Annotated in this window: 22 protein-coding genes; 11 read left to right on the forward strand and 11 right to left on the reverse strand. The window is 35.8% G+C overall.

Annotated elements, in window-relative coordinates; genetic code table 11:
• Positions 1-287, forward strand: a 287-nt coding sequence (locus DNG35_RS11780; protein WP_146228879.1) for a T9SS type B sorting domain-containing protein, incomplete at its 5' end; no start/stop codon positions are given.
• Positions 288-794: 507 nt separating this feature from the next.
• Here DNG35_RS11780 and DNG35_RS11785 read toward each other — a convergent pair.
• The 3 genes from DNG35_RS11785 to gcvP all read right to left on the reverse strand — a co-directional run bounded on the left by DNG35_RS11785 (position 795) and on the right by gcvP (position 5,345).
• Positions 795-1,316: a methyltransferase gene (locus DNG35_RS11785; RefSeq protein WP_111129435.1), complete on the reverse strand. Its 522-nt coding sequence runs from the start codon at positions 1,314-1,316 to the stop codon at positions 795-797.
• A 10-nt stretch (positions 1,317-1,326) separates the two neighbouring features.
• Positions 1,327-2,388, reverse strand: a complete 1,062-nt coding sequence (locus DNG35_RS11790; protein ID WP_111129437.1) for a 3-oxoacyl-ACP synthase III family protein — start codon at positions 2,386-2,388, stop codon at positions 1,327-1,329.
• A 113-nt stretch (positions 2,389-2,501) separates the two neighbouring features.
• Positions 2,502-5,345 carry an aminomethyl-transferring glycine dehydrogenase gene (gene gcvP / locus DNG35_RS11795; protein ID WP_111129439.1) on the reverse strand — a complete coding sequence of 948 codons (2,844 nt, stop codon included), beginning with the start codon at positions 5,343-5,345 and terminating at the stop codon, positions 2,502-2,504.
• A 111-nt stretch (positions 5,346-5,456) separates the two neighbouring features.
• On the opposite strand from gcvP, the gene DNG35_RS11800 reads away from it, so the two are divergent.
• Positions 5,457-6,275 carry a hypothetical protein gene (locus DNG35_RS11800; protein WP_111129441.1) on the forward strand — a complete coding sequence of 273 codons (819 nt, stop codon included), beginning with the start codon at positions 5,457-5,459 and terminating at the stop codon, positions 6,273-6,275.
• Here the strand turns inward: DNG35_RS11800 and DNG35_RS11805 are convergent.
• Together DNG35_RS11805 and DNG35_RS11810 are read right to left on the reverse strand one after the other, a co-directional pair.
• Entirely contained in the window at positions 6,272-6,544 is a 273-nt protein-coding gene (locus tag DNG35_RS11805; RefSeq protein ID WP_111129443.1) for a hypothetical protein, read from the reverse strand. The genes DNG35_RS11800 and DNG35_RS11805 overlap by 4 nt on opposite strands.
• 3 nt (positions 6,545-6,547) lie before the next feature.
• Positions 6,548-7,117 carry a sigma-70 family RNA polymerase sigma factor gene (locus DNG35_RS11810; RefSeq protein ID WP_111129445.1) on the reverse strand — a complete coding sequence of 190 codons (570 nt, stop codon included), beginning with the start codon at positions 7,115-7,117 and terminating at the stop codon, positions 6,548-6,550.
• A 71-nt stretch (positions 7,118-7,188) separates the two neighbouring features.
• Between DNG35_RS11810 and DNG35_RS11815 the strand changes: the two genes are divergently transcribed.
• A complete protein-coding gene (locus DNG35_RS11815) occupies positions 7,189-8,412 on the forward strand; it encodes a glycosyltransferase (RefSeq protein WP_111129447.1) in 1,224 nt (407 codons plus the stop codon).
• Positions 8,412-9,533, forward strand: a complete 1,122-nt coding sequence (gene hemW / locus DNG35_RS11820) for a radical SAM family heme chaperone HemW (RefSeq protein WP_111129449.1) — start codon at positions 8,412-8,414, stop codon at positions 9,531-9,533. The genes DNG35_RS11815 and hemW overlap by 1 nt, the downstream gene beginning before the upstream one ends.
• An 83-nt stretch (positions 9,534-9,616) precedes the next feature.
• Here hemW and DNG35_RS11825 read toward each other — a convergent pair whose 3' ends face one another.
• Positions 9,617-10,075 carry a GAF domain-containing protein gene (locus tag DNG35_RS11825; RefSeq protein ID WP_111129451.1) on the reverse strand — a complete coding sequence of 153 codons (459 nt, stop codon included), beginning with the start codon at positions 10,073-10,075 and terminating at the stop codon, positions 9,617-9,619.
• A gap of 56 nt (positions 10,076-10,131) precedes the next feature.
• On the opposite strand from DNG35_RS11825, the gene xrtF reads away from it, so the two are divergent.
• Both xrtF and DNG35_RS11835 read left to right on the forward strand, forming a co-directional pair.
• Positions 10,132-10,665: an exosortase family protein XrtF gene (gene xrtF / locus DNG35_RS11830; protein WP_111129453.1), complete on the forward strand. Its 534-nt coding sequence runs from the start codon at positions 10,132-10,134 to the stop codon at positions 10,663-10,665.
• Positions 10,666-10,668: 3 nt separating this feature from the next.
• Complete coding sequence (locus DNG35_RS11835) at positions 10,669-11,109, forward strand: exosortase F system-associated protein (protein ID WP_111129456.1); 441 nt, start codon at positions 10,669-10,671, stop codon at positions 11,107-11,109.
• Between the two features lie 110 nt (positions 11,110-11,219).
• On the opposite strand, the gene DNG35_RS11840 is transcribed toward DNG35_RS11835, so the two are convergent.
• A complete protein-coding gene (locus DNG35_RS11840; RefSeq protein ID WP_233494488.1) occupies positions 11,220-13,670 on the reverse strand; it encodes a zinc-dependent metalloprotease in 2,451 nt (816 codons plus the stop codon).
• Positions 13,671-13,975: 305 nt separating this feature from the next.
• Between DNG35_RS11840 and DNG35_RS11845 the strand changes: the two genes are divergently transcribed.
• Positions 13,976-14,599, forward strand: coding sequence for a DUF937 domain-containing protein (locus tag DNG35_RS11845; protein ID WP_111129461.1), 624 nt, complete (start codon positions 13,976-13,978; stop codon positions 14,597-14,599).
• 65 nt (positions 14,600-14,664) lie between these two features.
• Here DNG35_RS11845 and DNG35_RS11850 read toward each other — a convergent pair whose 3' ends face one another.
• A complete protein-coding gene (locus tag DNG35_RS11850; protein WP_111129463.1) occupies positions 14,665-16,110 on the reverse strand; it encodes a hypothetical protein in 1,446 nt (481 codons plus the stop codon).
• A 157-nt stretch (positions 16,111-16,267) separates the two neighbouring features.
• Between DNG35_RS11850 and yiaA the strand changes: the two genes are divergently transcribed.
• The gene (gene yiaA / locus DNG35_RS11855) at positions 16,268-16,729 is read left to right on the forward strand and encodes an inner membrane protein YiaA (RefSeq protein ID WP_111129465.1); all 462 of its coding nucleotides are present in this window, start codon (positions 16,268-16,270) and stop codon (positions 16,727-16,729) included.
• Positions 16,730-16,804: 75 nt separating this feature from the next.
• Here the strand turns inward: yiaA and lysS are convergent, their stop codons facing one another.
• Positions 16,805-18,496 (reverse strand): lysine--tRNA ligase, encoded by a 1,692-nt coding sequence (lysS, locus tag DNG35_RS11860; RefSeq protein WP_111129467.1) that lies wholly within the window; start codon positions 18,494-18,496, stop codon positions 16,805-16,807.
• 133 nt (positions 18,497-18,629) lie between these two features.
• On the opposite strand from lysS, the gene lipB reads away from it, so the two are divergent.
• Together lipB and DNG35_RS11870 are read left to right on the forward strand one after the other, a co-directional pair.
• Complete coding sequence (gene lipB, locus DNG35_RS11865; protein WP_111129469.1) at positions 18,630-19,349, forward strand: lipoyl(octanoyl) transferase LipB; 720 nt, start codon at positions 18,630-18,632, stop codon at positions 19,347-19,349.
• Positions 19,350-19,352: 3 nt separating this feature from the next.
• Complete coding sequence (locus tag DNG35_RS11870) at positions 19,353-20,474, forward strand: OsmC family protein (RefSeq protein WP_111129471.1); 1,122 nt, start codon at positions 19,353-19,355, stop codon at positions 20,472-20,474.
• Here the strand turns inward: DNG35_RS11870 and DNG35_RS11875 are convergent.
• Together DNG35_RS11875 and DNG35_RS11880 are read right to left on the reverse strand one after the other, a co-directional pair.
• Positions 20,471-22,930: a hypothetical protein gene (locus tag DNG35_RS11875; RefSeq protein ID WP_111129473.1), complete on the reverse strand. Its 2,460-nt coding sequence runs from the start codon at positions 22,928-22,930 to the stop codon at positions 20,471-20,473. The genes DNG35_RS11870 and DNG35_RS11875 overlap by 4 nt on opposite strands.
• Positions 22,931-22,984: 54 nt before the next feature.
• Positions 22,985-23,584, reverse strand: a complete 600-nt coding sequence (locus tag DNG35_RS11880) for a ribonuclease HII (RefSeq protein ID WP_111129475.1) — start codon at positions 23,582-23,584, stop codon at positions 22,985-22,987.
• Between the two features lie 91 nt (positions 23,585-23,675).
• Here DNG35_RS11880 and DNG35_RS11885 point away from each other — a divergent pair, with 91 nt between their 5' ends.
• A complete protein-coding gene (locus tag DNG35_RS11885; protein WP_111129477.1) occupies positions 23,676-25,634 on the forward strand; it encodes a putative porin in 1,959 nt (652 codons plus the stop codon).
• Positions 25,635-25,762: the final 128 nt, after the last annotated feature.

Below are 25,762 nucleotides of genomic sequence, written 5' to 3' on the forward strand. Positions count from 1 at the left end.
TGGACTACCCGGCGTTCTTCACTCCGAACAACGATGGCTACAACGACACCTGGAACATCTACGGACTGGCGGAGAGCAACCCATCGGCGAAGATCTATATCTTCGACAGGTACGGCAAGCTCCTGAAGCAGATCAGCCCTATGGGAGAAGGATGGGATGGAAGCTACAACGGCACGCAGATGCCAAGTGGCGACTACTGGTTCAAGGTGGAATACCAGGAACTGGATGTAAACACCGGACAATTGGTGAGAAAGGAACTGATGGACAACATCACCTTGAAGCGGTAACCAATAATTTGATAATTTAGATAGACAAAACCCCACTTGAAAGAGTGGGTTTTTGGTTTTTAAATGAACAGTCGAATAGCCATTTTATATCATATTTCATCCGTTGATGAAAAAGTATGTAAAAAACCTAAGCTTACTTTAATTTTCTTGAATTACTGCAAAGCTATTCGTTGCGTGTGTGCAAGCAAGGGAAACCATTTCACTGCTTCTTTGCTACTCATCTTTTCTACGAGTTGCTTTGGAAATTCAAAGAAATTAAAAGTAGGTCAATTTGAACAGAAACGCTTATTTTACGTATACAGTTGTGTGAATTCAGAGATTTGTTGGTAAGAAACTAATGGATGATATTACATTGAAGTGATAAATAAGAATTGTTATTGTATCGAAAAGTAATCCTTTATAAAAAGTGTTTTTTGACCTTTTCGAGGTTTCGATACGATTTTTCCTATGTCAAAATTACTCAACCTGATTTAGACTTAAAGTAAAATATAAAACTTCATACCTAACTTAAACTCGCTCTGCGTAAATTATGTAATAACGTGGGGTAAACTTTCTTAGTAAAGGTCTAATTCCTATTTTTTGGACTGGATTGGTCCATTTTTTGGAATCGATGATTTTCCAGCCCGCTTTTTCCAAAACCCAGTCGAACTGCCAATCTTCAAACTCGTGGTAATGTCTATCCCATTTGTCAGTTTTGCTACGATAAGCAGGAGAAAACCATAGACGAAGCGGAATACTTGCAACTAATTTATTTGCTTTTATTTCTTTAAGTATATTGAACGGAGCAACCAAATGTTCGAAAATCTCAAAAGCGGTCACAACATTATATGTTTGCGCTTGCACGCTTGTGAAATCGATATCTAAATCTTCACCAGAAGTATTTGAAACTTTATAACCCAACTTGGTCAGCTTTTCAGAAAGCGGATTTTTTACACCTAAATCTAAAATTGCTTCTTCTTTAGAAACATACTTCTCTAAAAAAGTAATGGTTTCACGGTAACGTTTATGCGGAAAATTATCTTCGTACAAGACTTAATTTTTAAAATTTATAAACCATAGCATTAATGTTCATGCCTGCTCCTACACTGGCAAAGATAACAACATCTCCTTTTTCAATCGATTGATTTTCTAATTGTTTTTTCATCACTAAGTCTAATAAAGTAGGAAGTGTAGCTACAGAACTATTTCCTAATTTTTGAATGCTCATCGGCATAATATGTTCAGGAACTGGCATATCAAAAAGTTGATAAAAGCGATCACAAATGGCTTGATCCATTTTTTCGTTTGCTTGGTGAATCAATAATTTTTTGACATCTTGAATCTTGTAACCACTTTCTTCTAAACAGGTTTTCATTGCTTGAGGAACTTTCGTAAGTGCAAAATTATATATCTTCCTGCCGTTCATTTTGATATATTTGGTCGCTTGCATTTGCACTTTGTTGTAGGATTCCTCAAAAGTAAGGTAGTTTGCTTCCGCGGAAGCGTAAGTAGCAGATTTATGCGCTATTATTCCTTTGTCGGTTTTATCGGAATATTCAATAATTGTTGCTCCAGCACCATCGCTAAAAATCATACTGTCTCGATCGTGGTCATCTACCACTCGTGAGAGGGTTTCGGTGCCAACCACAAGAATACGTTTGGCCATTCTGGCTTTGATAAAAGCACTTGCATGAATCATACCTTCTAGCCAACCTGGGCAACCAAAAATCAAATCATAAGCTACACAATTCGGGTTTTTTATTTGTAACTCATATTTTACGCGTGTTGCCAAACTAGGTACGGTGTCACTTTGGGAATTTTTTTCTTTGATATCACCAAAATTGTGCGCCACAATGATATAATCGAGCGTCTCTGGATCTATTTGCGCATTATCGATTGCTCTTTTTGCAGCGATGCTTGCCATATTAGAAGCGGTAAAATTTTCTTTGGCATAAAGCCTTTCATCTATACCTGTGATGGCTTGAAATTTTTGAATGATAGAACTGTTGGTGTCTTTTATTGCAGAACCATCTTCATTTAAGAATTGATGTTCTAGAAAATAAGAATTGATAATTTTTCTTTCTGGAATGTAACTTCCAATTCCGGTAATGATTTCAGCCATAAAAATGAATAAATAGATTTACAATGTAATGATTTCTTTATTCTTTTAAGTGATTTTAAAGAAAAAAGCCTGCTAATTTTAGCAGGCTTCTTCTAAGGTTATTCTTAATTTTATTACATGTAGGCTTCTATCGGGTCACAACTACAAACCAAGTTACGATCACCAAAGGCATCATCTACACGTCTTACCGCTGGCCAAAATTTATTTTCTGCAACATAACTTAACGGATAAGCTGCTTTTTCTCTCGAATAAGGCATTTCCCATGTACTTGCAGTCAACATTTGTAAGGTATGCGGCGCATTTTTTAAAACATTGTTAGGTTCATCTTTGTTTACTTCTTTTATTTCTTCCCTTATAGAAATCAAGGCGTCACAAAAACGGTCTAACTCCAGTTTGCTTTCACTTTCTGTAGGTTCTACCATAAGCGTTCCCGCTACTGGGAAAGAAACGGTAGGAGCGTGGAAGCCATAATCAATCAAGCGTTTAGCGATATCGGTTACTTCTATACCTTTTTCTTTAAAAGGACGGCAATCAATAATCATTTCGTGTGCAGCTCTTCCTCTTTCACCAGAATAAAGCGTTTCGTAGTGTCCTTTTAAACGTTCTTTGATATAATTGGCGTTTAGAATTGCATGTTCGGTACTTGCTTTTAAGCCTTTTGGGCCTAACATGGTGATGTATGCGTAAGAAATCAAACACACCAACGATGAACCCCAAGGAGCTGCAGAAATAGCGGTAATTGCATTTTCGCCGCCAGTTTTTATAACAGGGTTTCCTGGTAAGAAAGGCACCAATTGCTTGGCGACACATATAGGACCAACTCCTGGTCCGCCACCACCGTGAGGAATGGCAAAAGTTTTATGTAAGTTTAAGTGGCAAACATCAGCACCAATGCTTCCTGGGTTGGTCAACCCTACTTGTGCGTTCATATTGGCCCCATCCATATATACTTGACCGCCATTATCATGGACAATCTGGGTGATTTCTTTGATTGCCGATTCAAAAACTCCGTGTGTTGACGGGTATGTAATCATCACCGCCGCTAAATTATCTTTGTACTGATTTGCTTTTTCTCTTAAATCATCTACATCAATACTTCCGGACTCGTTGGCTTTGGTCACCACAACTTTCATTCCTGCCATGACAGCACTTGCAGGATTGGTTCCGTGTGCCGAAGAAGGAATTAAACAAATATTTCTGTGGTGATCACCTCTCGATTCATGGTAAGCCTTAATGACCATCAAACCTGCAAATTCGCCCTGTGCTCCAGAATTAGGTTGTAAGGAAGTTGCTGAAAAACCTGTGATTTCCGTAAGGTAGTCTTCTAATTTCTTTAAAACCGTTTGGTAACCTTGTGCCTGTTCTACGGGAACAAAAGGGTGTATATTTCCCCATTGCGGGTCGCTCAAGGGTAACATTTCCGCAGCAGCGTTAAGCTTCATCGTACAAGAACCCAACGAAATCATTGAATGATTTAATGATAAATCTTTACGCTCTAAACGTTTGATGTAACGCATCAATTCGGTTTCGGAATGGTAAAGATTAAACACTTCATTGGTCATAAAATCTGAAGTTCTTTCGGCAAAACTTTCGCTAATGATATCGCTAATGATATCGCTGATTTTTTTAGTTGTTTTTCCTGAAACTTCTTCAAAAACTTTTACAATATTATTTAAATCTGTGAGATTTGTGGTTTCGTTGATGCTAATTGCAACAGTTTTGCTGTCAGGGTAATAGAAGTTAATTTCGTTCTTCTCTGCAACCGCTTTTACTTGAGGTGCATCTGCTTTTAATTGAATGGTATCGAAATATAACTTATTGGTTTGCTCAAAACCTAAATTCTTCAAGGCTTTTGATAACTCTACCGCAGAACGGTGAACTTTATTGGCGATATAAGTTAAGCCTTTTGGCCCGTGGTAAACCGCATACATTCCTGCCATCACTGCTAATAAAACTTGAGCAGTACAAATGTTAGAAGTTGCTTTATCGCGTTTGATATGCTGCTCTCTCGTTTGTAAAGCCATACGTAGAGCTACGTTACCATCCATATCTTTAGAAACCCCGATAATTCTTCCCGGAATGTTTCTTTTGTATTCTTCTTTGGTGGCAAAAAATGCGGCATGAGGACCACCATAACCAAGAGGAATACCAAATCGTTGTGTGGTTCCTACGACAACATCTACACCAAATTTCCCAGGAGCTTCTAATTTTACCAAGCTTAAAATATCTGCTGCAACAGCAACTCTTATTTCATTTTGATTTGCTTTTTCTACAAAAGCTCTGTAATCGTAAACTTCACCGGTTTTTCCTGGGTATTGTAAAATTGCTCCAAAAAACTCTTCTGAGTAATCAAAATCTTGATGATTACCTATCACTAATTCAATTTCTAGTGGAGTCGCTCTAGTTTCTAACAGAGAAATGGTTTGCGGTAGAATTTCTTCTGAAACAAAAAACTTGTTGGCATTGCTTTTTTTCTTTCCTCTACTTCTTACTGCGTGCAATAAAGCCATTGCTTCGGCAGCAGCAGTAGATTCGTCCAATAGTGATGCGTTGGCCAATTCCATACCTGTAAGATCGGCCACCATAGTTTGGAAGTTTAACAAAGCCTCCAGACGACCTTGTGCAATTTCTGCTTGGTAGGGTGTATAAGCCGTGTACCAACCTGGGTTTTCCAGTATATTTCTTTGAATTACTGGCGGCGTGTTAGAATTGTGGTACCCCAAACCAATATAGGTTTTAAAAACCTTATTTTTTTCAGATAATTTAGTGATGTGCTCTAAATATTCCTGTTCGCTTAATGCATCGGGAAGATTGAGATCTTTCTTAAGACGGATACCGTCTGGAAGGGTTTCGTAGATTAACTGATCGACGGAATCTAAGCCTAAGGTCTCTAACATTGAGGCTACGCTCTCTGGTCGTGGGCCAATGTGTCTAAGGGCAAAATTATCTGTATTCATAAGGATGAAAAAATCTTTTTATTTAGGTCTGCAAAATTACTATTTTAAATTGAAATTTTCATAGATTTTAAATGGAGTTTGATTCTTATATTTTACTTGTATTTTTGTCTAGTGAAATGGCTGAAAAATATATTTGATTTTTACATTAACAGTAGTTTGCATGTAGCTTTATCAGTACTTTCTTTAGCTGTGGTAACAGTACTGAAATTTGACGTGCAGATTGAGTCTCGGGTTTTGGTGTTTATTTTTCTCGCTTCGGTTACGGGTTATAATTTTGTGAAATATGCGGGTATTGCTCGGTTTCAACATCGTAGACTTACACCAAACTTAAAGATTATTCAAGTTTTTTCCCTCCTTGTTTTTTTAGGTTTGGGGTATGTTTTTTTTCTTCAGAAAATAGAGGTCATTCTTACGGCAATTTCTTTGGGTATATTTACCGCTTTTTATGCCATTCCGTTTTTACCGGGTGCTAAAAATTTACGTTCGTTACAATCGCTCAAGATATTTGTAATTGGATTGGTTTGGACTGGAACGGTGGTTTTGATGCCTTTGGCAGGAAAAGTAGATTTAATCTCTAAAGATGTGTTGTACTACTTTATCGAAATATTTTTACTGGTTTTGGTGTTGATGTTTCCGTTTGAAATTAGAGATTTAAAATTTGATGATGAAAACTTAAAAACCCTTCCTCAAGTTTTAGGAATCAAAAAAACCAAAATCTTAGGATTCGTATTTTTAACACTTATTCTGGCAATCGATTTTTACCTTTTTGGGAATAGCAAGCATCAATTTTTGATTACGCTTTTGGTCATGAGTTTACTTGGCGTGTTGCTTTTAAAAAGTAAAATTTACCAAGCCAAATATTACAGTTCGTTTTTGGTAGAGGCAATTCCTGTTTTGTGGTTGATTTTATTGATGAGTTTTACTAATTAAGCTTCAAAAGTATTTGTTTCGCTCGAAATGCTGTTTTGCATTTTAGAATGTATAGCCATTTTCTCCTCGGGGTGTAAAAAATTGAGTTTTGCCTGCGTAAAAAGTTGGCTCAATTGCGTATTTCTTTTTACGTACGTTTGGCAATCTTTACAGAAAAACAAATGGAACTTTAACTTTAATTTTTCGAGGAAACTTGCCTCATCATATTGTGCTTTGTCACAATATTCGGCGTATTTTTTAATGCAATTTTGTTTAGTAGTTTTTGTCATAAACTATAACCATTTATTTTCTAGGCAGTTGGCCATTTTTTTGCGAGCACGATGTATGAGTACCCATAAATTAGACGGAGTGATGTCCATTTCTTTACAAATAGTTTCGGTATCTTTATTTTCTATGGTTTTCATTCTAAATGCAGTTGCTTGTTGTTCGTTACTGAGCTGAAGTTGGTCTAAGCATTCAAAAATAGCGCTTTGTAATTCGTTGTTAATCAGTAAGTCTTCTGCATTTTTTGTGTCATCGTCGGCCACTTTTTTTTCGAGCCATTCGCCTTCTTCATCCGTATTCTTGAGGTCCAATTTTATTTCGGCTTGACCTTTTTTTGAGTTTATTTTACGGTAATAATCTATAATTTTCCGTTTCAGAATAGAAATGAGCCAAGTTCGCTCGCTCGCTTCACCCTTAAAGTTTTTCTTGGCTTTAAGTGCGGCTAAGAAAGTTTCGGAAATGAGGTCTTTGGCAATATCGCGATCGTTTACACGTACAATCGTGTAGTTAAATAGAAAATCGGAATACCTTTCGATCCATAAATCCGGATTTATTTCATTTTCTTTGTATTGGTTCATAGCTTTGGGGTTGGGCAACTAAATTTACGAAGAAAATTGATTTTGCGATTTATTTTAAGAAAATTATAAGGATGAAAAAATTGTTGGTTATTGGTTTTGTTTGGCCCGAGCCAACTTCTTCTGCTGCGGGCAGTAGAATGATGCAGTTGCTGAATTTTTTCTTGAGTGAAAATTACCAAATTACCTTTGTTTCTGCTGCTCAGAAAACCGATTATAGTGCTATTGTACCCAACATCACTTACCGTGAGATACAACTTAATGACAGCGGTTTTGACGATTTTCTTATGGAATTACAACCTGATGTTGTGCTTTTCGACCGTTTGATGACCGAAGAGCAATTTGGTTGGCGCGTAAGTGAGGTTTGTCCTAAGGCGATGAAGATTTTAGATACCGAAGATTTGCATTTTTTACGAAAAGCCAGATACAAAGCGGTAAAAGAGAATAGGAAATTACAAGAAACCGATTTGTTTTCTTTAGAAGCAGAGCGGGAAATAGCGAGTATTTTACGTTGTGATTTGAGTCTGATTATTTCGGAGTATGAAATGGAATTGCTAGAAAACCAGTTTCAAATCAAACCTGAGTATTTGTATTATTTACCGCTTGTTTTTTCTGAGAGTGAGTTAGGTAAAATAACAAATAACAAAACTTTTACAGAAAGAAAAAACTTGGTGTTTATTGGTAATTTTTTACACGAACCAAATTGGGATGCGGTTTTACAGCTAAAAAAATATTGGGCTGCAATCCGAAAACAAAATCCAACTATTGAGGTTGAAATTTATGGCGCTTATTCTTCAGAAAAAGTCAAACAGTTGCATGACTCTAAAAATGGCTTTTTTATAAAAGGTAGATCAAAATCAGCTAGAGAAGTTATAGAAAATGCGCGATTATTGATAGCTCCGCTTCGTTTTGGTGCAGGTCTCAAAGGTAAAGTGCTCGAAGCGATGTTGGTCGGGACTCCCGTCGTCACTACAAAAATAGGAGCCGAAGGAATTGCGGGTAACTTCCCATTTGCGGGAGAAATCTACGAAGGTGAAACGAACTTTATTCATGCGATTGAAAAATTATATGACGATGAACTTCTTTGGAACGAGAAGCAGCAATTTGGGTATGAGATTTTAGGAAAGCGTTTTCACGAAAGTATCTTTACGAAGGGTTTTCATAAAAAAATAGAGCAGATTCAAAACACGCTTTTAGCGCATCGACAACAAAATTTTTACGGAACTATGTTGCAACACCACAGTCGGAAAAGCACCAAATATATGAGTCTTTGGATTGAAGCAAAAAATAAAAACTAATGGCAGGTATATATATTCACATTCCGTTTTGCAAACAAGCTTGTAATTATTGTGATTTTCATTTTTCTACTTCGGTAAAAAAAAGACCAGAAATGGTCAAAGCTATTTGTCAAGAGATCAGCATCCGTAAAAACGAAATCAACGAGCCGATAAAAACCATCTATTTTGGTGGTGGAACTCCGAGTTTGCTTTCAGTAGAAGAAATCAACCTTATTTTAAATGCTTGTTACGAGAATTATGAAATTGTAAATGAGACTGAAATCACGTTAGAAGCCAATCCCGATGACTTGAGCATTGAAAAACTTAATGAGCTTTCGCAAACAAAAATCAATCGGTTGAGCATTGGTGTACAATCGTTTTTTGAGCAAGATTTACAACTGATGAACCGAGCTCACAACAGCGGCGAAGCCGAAAATTGTATCCTAGAGGCCAAAAAATATTTTGATAACATTTCGATAGATTTAATTTACGGTATTCCAGAAATGAGTAACCAACGCTGGGAAGAAAACCTACAAAAATCCATTGATTTGCAAGTGCCGCATATCTCTTGTTATGCATTAACGGTGGAGCCAAAAACCGCCCTAGAACATCAGATAAAAACCGGAAAAGTAAAACCCGTAAGCGGAAAAAAATCACGGGAACATTATGATATTTTACAGGAGAAAATGATTGACGCTGGCTTTGTGAATTATGAATTTTCGAATTTTGGCAAAGAGGGTTTTTATTCGCAAAACAATTTGGCGTATTGGTTTGGAAAACCCTATTTAGGAATTGGTCCTTCGGCACACAGTTTTGTTTACCCAAAGCGTAGTTGGAATGTGGCTAATAATACACGTTACCTTAAAGCTTTAAGCGAAAATAAATTGCCACAAGAGAGTGAAACTTTATCGGTTACCGATAGTTATAATGAATATGTGATGACCAGATTTCGTACGATTTGGGGCGTGAATTTTACGGAAATCAAAGAAAAGTTTGGAGAAAAATATTCCAGTCATTTTTTAGAAAGTGTAAAGAATTTTCTTGAAAAAGGCGTATTGATTGAGAATGCGGGCAATTTTGTCATCGCCCAAGAAAGCAAGTTTTTAAGCGACGGAATTGCAGCGGAGCTATTTTTTGTTTAGATAATTAGAAGGTTAGATTGTTAGACTTTTAGAAGTGAAATCAAACTTGAAACTTTTGAACTTGAAACTTGATAACTTATTTTCTACTCCCATATCTTTGCTACTTCTGTGTTGACAAATTCTAAAAAACGTTCGTCTTTTTCGTTAAAACCATTTTTGGTATGTGAGTCGATATCAATTTGTCCAATGTTTTCTCCGTTAACAAAAAGCGGAACCACAATTTCTGATTTTACATGAATACTACAAGCGATGTAATTGTCTTGTGCTGTCACATCATCGACTACAAAATTTTGATTGGAAACCGCTACCTGACCGCAAATGCCTTTCCCGAAAGGGATAATTGTATGATCGGTTGGCTCGCCGGCATACGAAGAAAGCTTAAGTTCGTTTTTGTCACCATTCTTAAAATAAAAACCAACCCAGTCATAATGAGGAATTTGTTTTTGAAGCAAATCACAAACTTCAGAAAGACGATGTTCTACCGATAGGTTTGATTGATTTAATATTTCAGTAACTTTTGGTTGTAGGGTATTTAAGTTCATGTTTTCTACTTTTCCAGCAAAATTATTTATAAATTCGATACAAATTCAAATCGAGCATGGGTTTTTTACGGGAGGTTTTTCAACAAAATAAAAAAGTAGTTTCGTTTCTGTTGTTCTTTTTTGGAAGTTACATCTTCCTTTCTATGGTCTATCACCTTTACTTGCAGACAAGTTTAAAACCAGACTTTTTTACCCGATTGGTAGCTGTGCAAAGTCAAAAAATCACCCAGACTTTAGGTTACGATACCAGTCTGCAAACGGTTGAAGATGCCCAATTGGTTCGGTATTTTATAGAAGGAAATTATGTGGTAAAAATTATTGAAGGTTGCAATGGCATAAGTGTGATGATACTTTTTATGGCCTTTGTTATCGCTTTTCGCGGAAAGTTTACTGCAACGATTTTGTTTATTATAGCAGGATTGACTGTTATTTACAGTTTTAATCTTATGCGAATTGCTGCTTTAGCCATAGGTATTTTAGAATATCCCGAATACGAAAACTTGTTGCACGATATCTTTTTTCCAGGAGTAATCTACGGAACGGTTTTTTTGTTGTGGGTCATTTGGGTAAAACAAGTTTCAAAAAGCTAAACAATGAAAAAGATTACAAAATGGTTGTTGATTAGCTTTTTAGTGGTCGCACTTTTTCTAGTGCGTTATTTTGAGTCAGACTTATTTTACGATCCTTTACTGGATTTTTTTAAAGGAGATTTTCAGCAAAACAAACCGCCTGAAATAGATAATGTAAAACTAGTGCTGAGCTACATGTGCAGATTTTTACTCAACACACTGATTTCTCTGGGTATTATTTTTCTTGCTTTTCAAAAACGAAGTATACTTATTTTCTCAGCTCTATTTTTTGGGGCTCTTTATCTAATTTTGATTGCTGTATTTGTTTATCTCATCAATCCGTTAGAAAAAGAAAACTATTTTTTGCTGTATTATGTGAGAAGATTTATCATTCATCCTGTTGGTTTATTAGTGTTGTTACCTTCTTTTTATTATCAGCAGATGCAAAAAAAAGAGGCTATTTGAAAGTATAAATGTCATTACGAAAAATTTTAATTTTGGAGTCATCTAATTTTGTGATGAGATTCCTTCACTACGTTCGGAATGACAGTTTTCAGAAAGCCTCTTGTGGCTTCTTAATCCCTCGGGTCTAAAATCAGTTCGATACGTTTGACCAGATCCTGTAAATGAAATTTGCTCATACGATCGCTTGTTCTGCCAATCGCTCTTTGGGCATCGGTTTTGAGCTGGTTGAGTTCTGCTCTTACCACCGGTCTAATATCACTCTGCTCAACATTAATATCACTTCGGTTGATCCAAGCACGGTAACGACTTGGTACTGGCGACTGTTTTTCGGTCATCAGGTAATTGAGACGTTCTACATAAGCACGTTGTAGGTTTCTACGATAAATATCAATAGTTTTTCCTTGCGGAAGTTCTTCAAATAGACCTTTACGTAGATCAGTCATCATATCCAATAAACCGTAAGCATCCTTATTGATGGTTTCGTTTTCGAGCAATCTAGCCATACGACCAAAATCAAGTAAGTTGTTGAGTGTTCGCACTTGATACGTTCTGAGGTTTTCTACACTTCCGTCGAATTGTATTCTTTCAAAAATAGGTTGATGTAATAACCACTCTGGTGTTTCGAAGAGTTGGTCGTGCAAAAACTGCATGGCTTTTTCTTGCTTTTCTCTTTTCACGTGAGTGTAAACGGCTCCTTCTTGATCTGAAGTTTTATAAATCTCGTAAACACCACCAATATTTGCGGTTACGTGACCCATATAACGATTATACTGAGACAAAACTTGGGTATACATATCAGATAAATCTTCGTAATCTTTACCGTTTTCGGCAGTCCATTCCATTAGGTTTGGTATTATGCGTTTTAAGTTTTTGATACCATATTCGCTTGCCAAAACTGCATCGTCACCCAAATCTTCGGTTTGCGAACTTGGATCGATGGTACTTCCGCTTTGTTGGCTTCCAAAACGATATAACGGATCACCAGCGTGCTCTAAAATCCACTGATCTAAGATTTCTTTTTCCGCTTCAGCAGATTTATCTAAAATAGGTCGATAACCCCATTCAATAGCATATTTGTCATAAACCCCAATATTAGGCATCAAAGCCACATCACCATCTTCAGGTTGAGCCACATAATTAAAACGGGCATAATCCATAATTGAAGGTGCGGTACCATATTTTTTGGTAAATTCAGGGTCACGTAAATCTTCTACTTTGTAAGCTGAACTGCTTCCCATATTGTGAGGTAAACCAAGTGTATGACCAACTTCATGAGCTGAAACAAAGCGTATTAATCTTCCCATCACTTCGTCATCAAATTCAACACTTTGTGCCGTTGGATTGATGGCTGAAGTTTGAACAAAAAACCAATTGCGGAGCAAGGTCATCACATTATGATACCAATTGATGTCTGATTCTAAAATCTCACCCGATCTTGGGTCGCTTACGTGTGGGCCATTAGCGTTAGGAATAGGCGAAGCTAAATAACGCACCACCGAATAACGAACGTCTTCTGGACTCCAATCTGGGTCTTCTTCTACACTTGGAGGGTCTTTGGCAATAATTGCATTTTTAAAACCTGCTGCTTCAAAAGCGACTTGCCAATCTTCGATACCTTGCTTAATGTAAGGAACCCATTTTTTTGGTGTTGCACGATCTACATAGTAAACGATAGGTTTTTTGGGTTCAACCAATTCGCCGCGTAAAAACTTTTCTCGATCTTCTTCTTTTACTTCTAGTCGCCATCTATCGAGATAGGTTATTTTTTTACTTTTTTGAACGTCTAGACCATAATCGGTTTGACTTGTAGTAAACCAACCTACGCGTTGGTCAAAATACCTTCTTTTCATCGGTACTTCAGGCAATAATATCATCGAGTTACTAATTTCAAGCGAAATGACTCCAGAGGCCAAATTAGATGGAGGTTCTGCAGCTTGGTAGGTCTTTACATGACGAACTTCTATATTTTTAGGATAACTTCTAATAGTATCGATAAAAGATCTACTTTCATCAAGTCTTGAAATTTTATAATCTTTTCTGCGATAGTGAGGTAAACCTAAAGTGTTGACATCTTTTTCAAATAAATCCGAAACTTCAATAACTGACGAAGTGGTGATAGAATCTTTTTTAATCGCTTTCACAGGGAAAGCATATAAAATAGGCTCAAAATTTGAATTGACTACTGCCTCATGGATGGGTAATGAATCTGATGCTACAATGTCATGCGAAACAATACGTAGTAAAATTTTGTCGTTTTTCTTTTCCCAACGTAAGACTTGCGTGTTTTGTTTCCCGCCACCAAAACCAATACCCGTTGCGGTTTTGGCAATTCGAGTAACCATCAACATTTCTTTATTGAGCAGAGAATCTGGGATTTCGTAAAAATATTTATCTTTTATTTGATGCACAGTAAACAAGCCTTCATCTGTTTTAGCATCTTTGGTGATGACTTTACTGTAAGGTTGAATATCACCTTTTTTTTCTGTTTGGGGTTTGTCTACAGCAGGTTGTTTTTTCTTTTGGAAAATAGCGCAACTCGTCAATAGGAGACAGAGGGACATAAATGAAATTTTAGCAGGTAGTGATTTACGCATCATAATAGACTGGTTTTTTAATAGAGTTTTATGTTTGACTGTGAAAATAGATAAAAGTTTAATGGAGGTATAAATAAGATATTTTATTGTTTTTAGGTCATGACCCGCAATTTATTTTGAGAATGATTTTGTGACTATAAAAAGCATAAAAACCATAGTTTTTTTATGGAGAATAAGCCCTTAAGCAATAAACCTTCTAAAATTAACCTTTTTATAAGAAGAAAATGAAATAATAATTATAATTTGTATGTTCTAACAAAAAAATAAAAAGGATGGCAAATATTTTAGATTTATTAAAAACCGATTCAGGTCAGGAGCTTATAGAAGGGGCAAGTAGAGAAACTGGCGTGAGTTCAGACCAAGTAGGTTCTGTATTGGCAATGGCAATGCCAGCATTGATGGGTGCAATGAAAAGAAACATACAAACACCGCAAGGTGCAGAAAGCTTAAATAATGCATTAAACGATAGCCGCCACGATGGTTCTATTCTCAACAACCTAGGAAGTTTACTGGGAGGAGGCTCTATAGACTCAAGTTTACTCGCAGACGGAGCAGGGATTTTAAGACATGTTTTAGGTGGTAACGATCAACGTTTAAATAACAATATTGGTCGAGCAACTGGTGTCGATTCTGGTTCGGTTGGTAAAATTATACAGATTGCACTACCTATTATTATGGGCTTTCTCGGAAGACAGAAACGTAACGCAAATGTAGAAAGTGGAGGTCTTGGAGATTTAATCGGAACAGCAATGGGCACAAGTTCTAAAGAAGAAGGTTCATTATTGGAAACATTACTTGACGCCGATGGTGACGGAAGTATAATCGATGACGTTGCGGGCAAACTACTAGGCGGTAATAAATCTGGGGGTGGTTTACTTGGGAAACTTTTTGGGTAAAATTATAGCTTAAATCGAAAATAAAAAAGCACCGATTTTTGGTGTTTTTGATTTATAATATTTTCTTATTTAAGAAGTCTAATAAATTCATCATAATGGTTTTTGTGTTCAATTTTTGCTTTTATCCAAGCATAAAATCCTAGCAATAAGGGGTCGATCTGTGTATTGCTGTTTTCTGAAATAAATACGGAAAGTTGATGGTTTAGTTTTTGGTTTTCACTTATTTCAGGATAGTCATAATTTGTTTTTACTAGATTTAAGAATTCAATTATCCTTGCTTCTCCATTCTCTTCGAGTTTTTTACGATATCGTTTTTTTATTGACTCAAAGTGAGCATAAACTAAATCAACGTTATCCATTTCAATATAGACAATTAACTGAATAATATTTTTCTTTAAAACCCATATCAAATCAAGCTTTTGCTCATACCACTGATCTGTATGATTAAAACTTAATAATAGTTTTTGTGCGTTGCGATAATCTTTTTTGAAAATATGACAAGCCGCAAGACTTAGTTTTAAGTTGTTGTTACTTGTATTCTCTAAAAGTACAATAGCTTGGTCTAGCTTTTCGGTACACAAAAAATTGAGTGATTTTAAAAGTAGTAAATCTTCTATATAAAAGGAATTGTGTTTTGTATTTCTAATTTCATTTTCTGACTCTTTGATGAGGTCAAGTGATTTTTCAAAATTTTGTGTTCTGAAAAAAATATTTGCCATTAGGCTTAAAACTTGTAAATAATAGTGTTTGTGCTTTTCTTTTAAATGTATTTGCTTTTGGGAAATCAAATAAAGTTGGTGAGCATAGTCTAGAATTGAATAGTAATCGATTTGCTGTTTTGCAGATTTAGATAGAATAACAAGTAGCTGGTAAATAGATTTTATGGTAAAACTTTGTTCTTTATGAATGCTAAACTTACTAAGAACTTGCTCAATTAGCTTTTGTGACTTTTGTAGCGGATAATCACGTAGTTTTTTTTCAATTTCGGCGTAAGCCATATTTAATTGAAATTCGTTTTGAAAAGCTATTAAGTTGCTATTTGCTTGATCAAATATTTCTTGTAATGTTTCTGTTTGAAAAAATTGTGCATATTGAATTTTAGTATGATAAACTTCATTTAAAATACTAAACAAGTTAAAATTTTTGGCTTGTTTTTCTGAGCGGTAAAGCGTTTTTACCGCAAGCTTATATAATCTTTTTTCAAAAAAAATTCTACACGATAATAAAAGCTTTAAGCACTCCATTTCTTCAGAGGTTTCTCCTGAAAAGCTAGTGGAGGCAACAACTTCTATAATATTTTCTTGTAGTCTATTGCATAAAGCATAAAACGAATTTTTAGATGGCTTTCCGTAAATTTTCCTGTCTAAATTTTTAATATTACCTTTTCTGATATAATCAAATAGTTGTAAGTTTTTTGCATCACCACGTTGATTCTTCCGCTTTATGGTTTTAATAACTTCTTTTTCTTCTTCCGCGGTAAGCGTATTTATTAAGTGAATTAAATTATTCATTCAATCGTAAGAAATTAAACATATAATAGCAGTAAATATAAGTAAAAACATATTTTTTTATGATATTTAATCGTAAGAAAAAGTAAAAAATAAATTATTTTAAAGAATTCACTTGTTACATCTTTGTCTCACAATCATCAAAACAAAATTTAGAATTATGGAAACTCAAAAAGATTTAAAACAAGACGATTTAATTTTTAAAAAAGAAAAAGTAGAAGAGTTTAACGGTAAGCCAACTCCAGCTTTTACCGCAGCTTCTTGGTCAGCGTTATTTATAGGTATGATTTCCTACTGCGTTGGTTTATGGAATGCCGAGATGATGCTAAACGAAAAAGGCTATTACTTTACTATTTTGTTATTTGGACTTTTTTCAGTGATTTCATTACAGAAAAGTGTGAGAGATCGGCAAGAAGGCATCGCAGTGACGGATACTTACTACGGAATCAGTTGGATAACTACGCTGGCTTCTATACTGTTGTTGGTTATAGGTTTATGGAACGCCGATTTGTTTTTAAGTGAAAAAGGCTTTTACGGAATGTCATTTACATTAGCCTTATTTAGTGCTATTGCGGTACAAAAAAACACTAGAGATATGAAGTGGTTTGACAAAGAAAAGTAAATCAAAACAGAGCTTTTTAAAAAAGCTCTGTTTTGATGAATGAAAGCGGTTTCTAGCAATAGAGCCGCTTTTTATTTACACCAACTCCACCAACAAACCATCATCGGTTTTGTTGACGTTAGCGAGTTTATGTTTACGCAAGGCTTTGATGGCCAAATCCCATTTTTTGTTGCTTAAACCCGATTGTGATTTGAGTTCGTTGAGGTCGATTGGGTTTTTCTTTTTCAACAATTCAAAAACCGCTTTTTCTTCTTCCGAAAGGTCTACCTTTTTGCGTTCGGGTTTCATTTGCGGGAAGAATAACACTTCTTGTATCGATGGGTTATTTGTCAAAAACATAATCAAACGATCCATCCCAATACCGAGTCCAGAGGTTGGCGGCATTCCATATTCTAAAGCTCTTAAGAAATCTTGATCGATAAACTCAGTTGCTTCGTCATCGCCTTTTTCGGCTAGTTTCAATTGCTCTTCAAAACGCTCACGTTGGTCGATAGGGTCATTGAGTTCTGAATAGGCATTGGCAATTTCCTTTCCGCAAACCATCAATTCAAAACGCTCGGTCAGCTCTGGGTTTTCACGATGTTCTTTACAAAGCGGACTCATTTCCTTTGGGTAATCGGTAATAAAGGTAGGTTGGATGTAGTTTCCTTCACATTTTTCACCGAAAATTTCATCGATGAGTTTTCCTTTCCCCATGGTTTCATCTACTTCCAAATTCATATCTAAAGCTGCTTGACGGATTTCGTCTTCGGTTTTACCGGTAATGTCAAAACCAGTAAATTCCTTAATCGCGTCGGTCATGGTTACGCGCTTGTACGGCGCTTTAAAATCTATTTGATGTTCACCAAAAGTAGCTTTGGTAGTTCCGTTGACGGCAATCGCACAATGTTCCAATAACTTTTCCGTAAAATCCATCATCCAGTTGTAGTCTTTGTAGGCGACATAAATTTCCATCGCCGTAAACTCCGGATTGTGCGTTCGATCCATGCCTTCGTTACGGAAGTTTTTAGAAAACTCATAAACACCATCAAAACCACCTACAATCAGTCTTTTCAGGTACAATTCGTTGGCAATTCTTAGGTATAAAGGAATATCCAAAGCATTGTGATGCGTGACAAAAGGTCTTGCTGCTGCACCTCCAGGAATAGATTGTAAGATCGGAGTTTCTACTTCAAAATATCCTTTTTCGTTAAAGAAGTTACGCATGGCAGCAAAAAGTTTAGTACGTTTTACAAAAACGTCTTTTACTTTTGGGTTCACCACCAAATCGGCATAACGTTGGCGATAACGCATTTCAGGATCATTAAACTTATCAAATTCGTTTCCGTCTTTGTCAACTTTAGGAAGTGGTAAGGGTTTTAAAGCTTTACTCAATAACGTGAAGTTTTTGACCATAACGGTTTTTTCGCCAACTTGTGTGGTAAACAATTCGCCTTCGATACCGATAAAATCACCAATATCTAAAAGCTTTTTATAAACTTCGTTATACAAGGTTTTGTCTTCACCAGGACAAATCTCATCACGATTAAAATATACCTGAATACGCCCTTGCGAATCTTGCAATTCTGCAAAAGAAGCTTTTCCTTGAATACGTCGAGACATCAATCTCCCTGCAATCACTACCTTTTTGCCATCTTCAAACTCCTGTTTGACTTTAGTGGTGGTGTGATTTACTGGGTATAAATCTGCGGGATAAGGATTGATGCCCATTTTTCTAATGGCATCGAGTTTCTCTCTTCGTACAAGTTCTTGTTCAGATAATTGCATAGTTTTTATTTAATTTCAAGCTGCAAAGATAATTACAAACTTCTATTTTGCCTAAAACTAGGCATGTGATTTTTTAGGTGTAGTAAATTCACTAATTTTGTAACTTACAAAAAGTTAGAAACAAGCTTTCCCTATGAAAAACAAAACGGTAAAAATTCAGGAGTTAGGTTATAAAGACTACCAAGAAACTTGGGATTTTCAGGAAGAAATTTTTCAAGAGGTTTTGGCCATCAAAAGTAAAAACCGAAAAGAAAATACCGAAACAGAAACTCCAAACCATTTTTTGTTTGTCGAGCATCCGCATGTGTATACTTTGGGTAAAAGTGGTGATATGTCTAATTTATTGCTCAACGAAAAGCAACTTGAGGAAAAAGGAGCTACATTCTACAAAATCAATCGAGGAGGAGACATTACTTACCACGGTCCAGGACAAATTGTGGGTTACCCAATTCTCGATTTAGAAAATTTTTTTACCGATATTCATAAATATTTACGCTTGTTGGAAGAAACCATCATTCTCACCTTGGCAGAATACGGCTTAAAAGCTGAACGAAGCGATGGCGAAACAGGAGTTTGGTTAGACGTAGGAACGCCGTTTGCACGAAAAATTTGTGCGATGGGTGTTCGCGCAAGCCGTTGGGTGACCATGCATGGTTTTGCCCTAAATGTAAATGCCAATTTAGGCTATTTCGATAACATTATTCCCTGTGGAATCAAAGGCAAAGCGGTTACTTCACTGAACGTAGAACTTGGTAGAACAGAAGTGGATCTAAATGAAGTGAAACAAAAAATAGTGAAGCATTTTGCCCAATTGTTTGAAGCAGAAATTAAAAATGAAGAGGTTCTTACCTAATATATGAAAAGCGAAATACAGAAGTTTATCGTCGAAAACGCCAATACCAAAGAAGGTGTTCTGTTTTTACCCACAAGTGGCAAACCCAAAAGTTTTGTTTTGGTGGTCGATAATTTTGAAGAGAGAAAGTCGACTTTAAGTGAAATCGCAAAACCAATCACGCAATTGGGTATAGGTGTTTTTGCCATTACTTTTTCCGGAGAAAAAAAAGTGGCGGATCTCAATTTGCTTGATTTTCATGCTTTGGCAAGCGAAATCGAATACGCTTCGCGTTTTTTAGCCGAAAATCACATGCCGATTTCTGTCGTTTTTGGTCATTCTTTTGCTGGAATTTCTGCATTGTTGGCCACACCAGATTTAGAAACTGCTAAAGCTGTTTTTACACTCAATACACCACGATTTTTCCCTGATGTAGTTTCGCAAGAAACGGATGAAATATTAGAAAATTTAGAAAAGAAAGCAGCGCTATTTCCTTTGGAAATATTGCAAAAGATCGAAATTCCGCATCATATTTTACACGATAAAAATTATAAGAAGATAACTTGCAGAAATGCAGAAATTCTTTTTGAGCAAGCGACAGAACCCAAACGTTTAAAAATTCACGAAAGTGAAAACGCACTTAAAGAAAGCGTAAATTATCTGACGAATTGGATAAAAGAAAATCTTGAAACTTCTGAAGAAAAAAATGACGAATCTTTAGCAGATATTGTGGCTACGCTAAAGAAAGAAGACGGTTTTACTACAAAAATTAAAGCTGGTGAACACGAGTTTCTGGCAGACGAACCTAAAAGTATGGGGGGAAAAGATCAAGGGCCGACACCATACGATTTGCTTTCGGCGGGACTTTCGGCTTGCACCGTCATGACCATACAAATGTATGCCAAGCGTAAAAAGATGAGTTTAGATACCGTAGAAGTGCACACCACTTATTCTAACGATCATCTTGAGGATTGCGAAAACTGTGAAGAAGAAGAGGCTAAAATTGATGTGTTTACGCGAAAAATAAAGTTTTCGGGTGATTTATCGGAAACCGAGATAAAAAAACTACTCCAAATTGCCGATAAATGCCCTGTTCATAAAACTTTAATTACCAAAACAGATATAAAAACCGAACTTATCAATTAGAGCTGATACATCAAAATACTATTATCTTCACCTTTTACAACCAACTCTAAACTTCCCTTGTTGTCGATATTGTCGAGTGTAATAACCGAGTTTCCGTAAACAGGGAAACCACTAAAAAGCTCAGCGTCGCTATCATAAACATACACTTTGCTCGCTTGTAAGTCGGTTACGGCAACATATATTTTGTCTTTGATGTAAAAAATTTGTGGTGTTGTGTAAAGGCCAAAATCCAATTCGATGGTTTTGTCTTTTATGGTCAATTTATTCTCCGATAAAGTCACCAAAGTTTTGTTGGTAGAAGTCATCTGGCTGTTTTCGGCATATTCGTGTCTAGAAGTGGTAACTTTTCCGTTTTCATCTACAGCAACCAATTTACCAGCTTGATTGATAGTAGTAAATTTGTTATCGTATAAAAACCAATCGTTGGTCGAAGTTTCTATATTATCATTTACCGAAACTCTGCTCTTACCTACGCGGCTCAAAATGTTAAGTTTTCCATTTTTTTCTTGTATGAGAATGTAATCTTTCTTGCCAATTCTAATATGCTTTGGAGTTTTGGTGACCTCACTTTTGGCTTTGTTAAACGTAAAACCTTTTACTTGCTTTCCGTCTTTGTCCCACATGGTAATTTCGTTGTTTTGTGTGACTATAAAACGGTATTTGTGGTTGTTATCATAATCAAAAACAGCAAGGGGTTGCGTGATGTTTTCTTTAAAATTAATAGGAAAAGGTTTCACATCATTTCCATCTTTCTCGATGATATAAAACTTGTCTCGTGTGGTAAATGCTAATTGCTTCCTACCATTGTTATACATATCAATTTCTTGAGGAGTTCCTATTACCTCACTTTCTAGTTTTTTCTCCCAATTTACTTTTCCGGCGTGGTCAAAAGCAATGAGTACGTTATTTTCATCCTGTACCAAAATTTGTTGGGTTTTGTTACGCCAATTGGTAAATAAAAATGGTCCGTTTGCAATGGCATGATTCGTTTTAAAACTTTGGGTTTGTGCTACGCCTTCACTTATTTTTTCAGTATTTTTTTGAATAACAGCATGTACGTGTGCAAAGTTTTTATCCTTTATCATTTGTATCGCAGCAAGTTCGTAGTCGCTTACGCGGAATTTCTCTAAACTTTTAGCAATCTCTTCATCAAAATCTTTCTGAATATTTTTGATAAAATTGGCCGATAAAGCCATCATCAAGATAGAAGATTGATCGCTGAGGTTGCTTAAAGTTGATTGGTAATAAGGTTGGTTGATTAAAGTCGTTCTGTTTTGATAATTGGCAATTATATTTTCGATTGCGTTGAGGTCTTTGGCAAAAACAAAAAAGTTGTCGAGTTGTGCATAAAAAGCAAAAGATTTTTGCTTGACTAGCGGATGTAAAAATTCCGCGAAAGCATTCCCATTTTCAAAATCATAAATATTGATGTCTCTAAAGTTTTTTGCTAAATTTTGTTGCGAAAGCAACGTGTTTTCGGTGAGTGAACTCTCGATAGAACGAAGGGCTAAAATTGGAGTTTGAGCCGAGTAAATTATGCCAACTTCGTTGATGGTTTCTAGAATTTCGTTAGTTTGGGTTTCAATGGTTTTTTGCTGACGGTATTTTTTGATGTTCTCTTTGAGTCTAGCTAAATCGTTGTATGTAAAACTGTAAAAACCTGTGGCATTAAGCGGAACCAAATGCGCAATTTTGCTTTCTTGCGGTCTGATGTCACTAAAAATATCAATGATTTTTGGCTTGGTCGACAAAGTTTGAGTAACTCCATCTAATGAGATTTTATCTTTGGTCACTTCTATATCTAACGCAGACCAGTCGGTATGATGAAGGAGGTTGCTGTTATTGTTTTTATGAATTTTTAAAACATCAACGGCAAGGTTGTTGTTAAAAATCAACGTCGATTTTCCGGTAGACGAATTGTAAATTTTTTCTAAACCTTGATCAACCGGAATTGGTTCTTGATGTAATCTAATCACGTTTTCTACGATGAGGTTAGAAGTGCTTATAACGGTTAAATCCTCAAGGTTGGCATAATGGAAACTAGTGTTTTCTAGGCTGTACTTTTCTATTTTGATGTCTTCATAAGTATAGCTTTCGACCATTTTATTCTGAATGCTATCGAGGTTTTTTATCTCTGGTATTTTTTTGCTGATTAGCGAAAGCGCGATATCTTTCTCTCCAATAAGGTTCATGAAAAGAAGACTTTCGTCAGAAATTTTTACAAAGTCTTGATTGGTAAACTCGTCACTAAAAAACTCAACTAAAGGAAATTCTCGATTGCTCGCTATCAAGGAATTTTGGTTGACTTGCTCAGAAAACTTCGTAAGATTATCTGTTTTTAAAATAAGAGCTGTTTTTGGTGGAATGTAAGAAAGAATGGCTGTGTTTTGCTTTTTTTCTTCTTCACAAGCAAAAATAAAAACTAGGGTTAGCAGGAATAAAAGCTTTTTCGTCATGCTATAAATTTATTGGTATTTTTTTCAAAAATAAAAAATCAAGTCCTAAATATATTATAAATCTAAGGTGAGTTGCGTCGGTAACAATTTAAAGGATTTTCGGTGATATTTACACGGGCCAAATTTCGCAATCGCCTCCCGATGTTCTTTGGTAGGGTAACCTTTGTTTTTTTTCCAGTTGTACATGGGGAACTCTTCATGAATTTCTTCCATAAACAGATCACGAGCGGTTTTGGCAAGAACCGATGCAGCGGCAATATTGAGGTATTTCCCGTCGCCTTTGATCACACACTGGTGTGGAATTTCCCGAAAGGGCTTGAACTTATTTCCGTCAACCGCTATAAATTCTGGTGTTTTTTGCAGTTGTTGTATCGAACGATGCATCCCGAGAATAGAAGCGTTGAGAATATTGATTTCGTCAATTTCGTGCATCATCACGTGCGTAATTCCAAAACAAACCGATTCTTCTTTGATGATTTTTTGGAGTTCGTTTCTGTTTTTCAACGTAAGTTGTTTGCTGTCGTTAAGTGCAGAGTTTTGAAAATTCGCAGGTAAAATTACGGCAGCCGCGGTAACAGGGCCGGCCAAACAACCTCTTCCGGCTTCGTCTGTGCCACATTCTAAACGGTATTTTGAAAATTGGGGTAGTAACATTGGGTTAAAGGTAGTGATTTTAAAATGTGCTTACCAACTTCGGTATTCATATGGATAAAAATTTTACTTTTGTCAAAGTTTATCGTTGCTAATGAAAAATATTTTACTCACTTTTTTGGTGTTTTTCTTTCCTATATTGCTAATGGGGCAAAACTTAGGCTTAAAAAAAGAAGTGACAAACTCGAATGAACGGGGGGCAACAAATGCAAGAGGGACAACGAGTAAAAGAGAAAAACCACCTATTACCGATTACAAAATTATAAATGTCGCAGGTGACACCACTTTTGTGGATACTACTTTGACTATTCGCAAAGATTATAAATACAATTATATACGTAAAGATAATTTTGGCTTGTTAGAAAGTTCTAATATTGGTCAGCCGTTTACAGAACTCACTTATTTTGGTCTCGACAATAGTTTGATGCCCGATATCGGAAGGAGAGCGAAGCAGTTTCCTTTGTTAAAAGTTGAAGATATAAAGTATTATCATGTGCCAACACCTTTAAGCGAATTGTTTTTTAAAACTACCGTAGAACAAGGCCAGAATCTCGATGCTTTTTTAACAACCAATGTTTCTGAAAAAACCAATCTTTTTGTGGGTTATCGAGGTTTACGTTCGTTGGGAAATTATAAAAGTTACCTCACAAGCCAAGGTTCGTTTAGAGTTGGCGGAAGTTATAAAAGCGAAAACCAGAAATATTGGGTGCGTACACATTTTGTTTCGCAAGATTTGTTAACCGAAGAAAACGGAGGTTTAGATGAAGTGTCTCTTCAAAATTACAGTGCTAAAAACGAAGATATAGATGACAGGGCTTTACTTAATCAGAAGTTTGAAGACGCCGAGTCGATGTTGCTTCACAAGCGATTTTTTCTTCAACAAAACTACACGCTTTCAAAAGTAACCGATTCTACCAAAAATGCCATTGCGCTTCAGCACCATATAGACTTTACCGATAAAGAATACCATTTTTCTCAAGAAATCGCTTACGCTGGATTTGGTGAAACTTTTGAAAACACAAAAATTAGGGACATTGTAGAATATCAGAATATAGAAAATACCTTCGGAGTGAGATATGCCAATGATATTTTGGGAGATTTGGGTGTTTACTCCAAACATAACGCTTTAAATTATGGCTATCGCTCTAAACTTATACTCGATGATCAGGTAATTCCCAATAGAATTAATGAAGATATGATTAGCCTTGGCGCTAACTATCGTAAGAAAATAGGTGGTTTTCAGTTACAAGGAAATGCCGAACAGGTTTTAGTAGGTGAGTTTTCGGGCACAAAATTTAACGCTTCCGCGGAATATGAGCTGGATTCGCTTAACTTGTTACGAGCGAGAGTACAAGTTTTAGATAAAAGTCCCGATTTGGGTTACCTGTTGATGCAAAGTGCCTATAAGAATTACAATTGGTATAACGATTTTAACAACATCAACGAACGAAAAATCGAGTTTGAATTAAAATCTAAGAAATTTGTCAATGCTAATCTTTCATTGTATCAAATAGATAATTATACTTATCTAAAGTCTCAAGTAGCTGTCGAAAATATATATGAACAAGATTCTGTTATAAAAGCCTACCAATATCAAGATCGAGTCGATTATTTAAAGTTGCATGTCAACAAAAACTTTTCTTATGGTAAATTCCATTTATATAATGATGTCATTTATCAGAAAGCGAGTGGAGGTGAAGATGTTTTCAGGACGCCCGACTTGGTAACAAGAAACACGTTACTATATGAAGACCATTGGTTTAAAAAGGCTATGTTTTTACAAACAGGTTTCATATTCAATTATTTTTCAGACTTTGCGGCAAACGCTCAAAATGCAATCACGGGCGATTATGTTTTGCAAAACAATATAGAAATAGGTAACCAATATACCCTAGATTTCTTTTTTAATGCAAAAGTAGACCAAGCAAGATTATATTTTAAGGCAGAAAATCTTACAACCATCCTATCGCAAAACAATAATTTTTACGCTCCATTGCAACCCAACCGAGACTTTATAATCCGTTTTGGTATCGTTTGGAATTTCTTTTTGTAGATTTTCTTTTTCTAATTATTTGAATTTTAAATAAGTGGGAAAACATTTATTTTTTTCTTTCAAAAAGATTTGTGGGATAACAAATAGTGGTTATCTTTGCAGTCCCTTTTTTTGTGAGGGAAGTTCAT

Source organism: Mesonia sp. K7, assembly GCF_003233725.1.
In the GTDB taxonomy this organism is placed as follows: domain Bacteria; phylum Bacteroidota; class Bacteroidia; order Flavobacteriales; family Flavobacteriaceae; genus Mesonia.

Coding starts and splice junctions, on each gene's coding strand:
- DNG35_RS11790 (WP_111129437.1), bottom strand. CDS start 2,388: ATGGCTGAAATCATTACCGGAATTGGAAGTTACATTCCAGAAAGAAAA.
- gcvP (WP_111129439.1), bottom strand. CDS start 5,345: ATGAATACAGATAATTTTGCCCTTAGACACATTGGCCCACGACCAGAG.
- DNG35_RS11805 (WP_111129443.1), bottom strand. CDS start 6,544: ATGACAAAAACTACTAAACAAAATTGCATTAAAAAATACGCCGAATAT.
- DNG35_RS11810 (WP_111129445.1), bottom strand. CDS start 7,117: ATGAACCAATACAAAGAAAATGAAATAAATCCGGATTTATGGATCGAA.
- DNG35_RS11815 (WP_111129447.1), top strand. CDS start 7,189: ATGAAAAAATTGTTGGTTATTGGTTTTGTTTGGCCCGAGCCAACTTCT.
- hemW (WP_111129449.1), top strand. CDS start 8,412: ATGGCAGGTATATATATTCACATTCCGTTTTGCAAACAAGCTTGTAAT.
- DNG35_RS11825 (WP_111129451.1), bottom strand. CDS start 10,075: ATGAACTTAAATACCCTACAACCAAAAGTTACTGAAATATTAAATCAA.
- xrtF (WP_111129453.1), top strand. CDS start 10,132: ATGGGTTTTTTACGGGAGGTTTTTCAACAAAATAAAAAAGTAGTTTCG.
- DNG35_RS11835 (WP_111129456.1), top strand. CDS start 10,669: ATGAAAAAGATTACAAAATGGTTGTTGATTAGCTTTTTAGTGGTCGCA.
- DNG35_RS11840 (WP_233494488.1), bottom strand. CDS start 13,670: ATGTCCCTCTGTCTCCTATTGACGAGTTGCGCTATTTTCCAAAAGAAA.
- DNG35_RS11845 (WP_111129461.1), top strand. CDS start 13,976: ATGGCAAATATTTTAGATTTATTAAAAACCGATTCAGGTCAGGAGCTT.
- DNG35_RS11850 (WP_111129463.1), bottom strand. CDS start 16,110: ATGAATAATTTAATTCACTTAATAAATACGCTTACCGCGGAAGAAGAA.
- yiaA (WP_111129465.1), top strand. CDS start 16,268: ATGGAAACTCAAAAAGATTTAAAACAAGACGATTTAATTTTTAAAAAA.
- lysS (WP_111129467.1), bottom strand. CDS start 18,496: ATGCAATTATCTGAACAAGAACTTGTACGAAGAGAGAAACTCGATGCC.
- lipB (WP_111129469.1), top strand. CDS start 18,630: ATGAAAAACAAAACGGTAAAAATTCAGGAGTTAGGTTATAAAGACTAC.
- DNG35_RS11870 (WP_111129471.1), top strand. CDS start 19,353: ATGAAAAGCGAAATACAGAAGTTTATCGTCGAAAACGCCAATACCAAA.
- DNG35_RS11875 (WP_111129473.1), bottom strand. CDS start 22,930: ATGACGAAAAAGCTTTTATTCCTGCTAACCCTAGTTTTTATTTTTGCT.
- DNG35_RS11880 (WP_111129475.1), bottom strand. CDS start 23,584: ATGTTACTACCCCAATTTTCAAAATACCGTTTAGAATGTGGCACAGAC.
- DNG35_RS11885 (WP_111129477.1), top strand. CDS start 23,676: ATGAAAAATATTTTACTCACTTTTTTGGTGTTTTTCTTTCCTATATTG.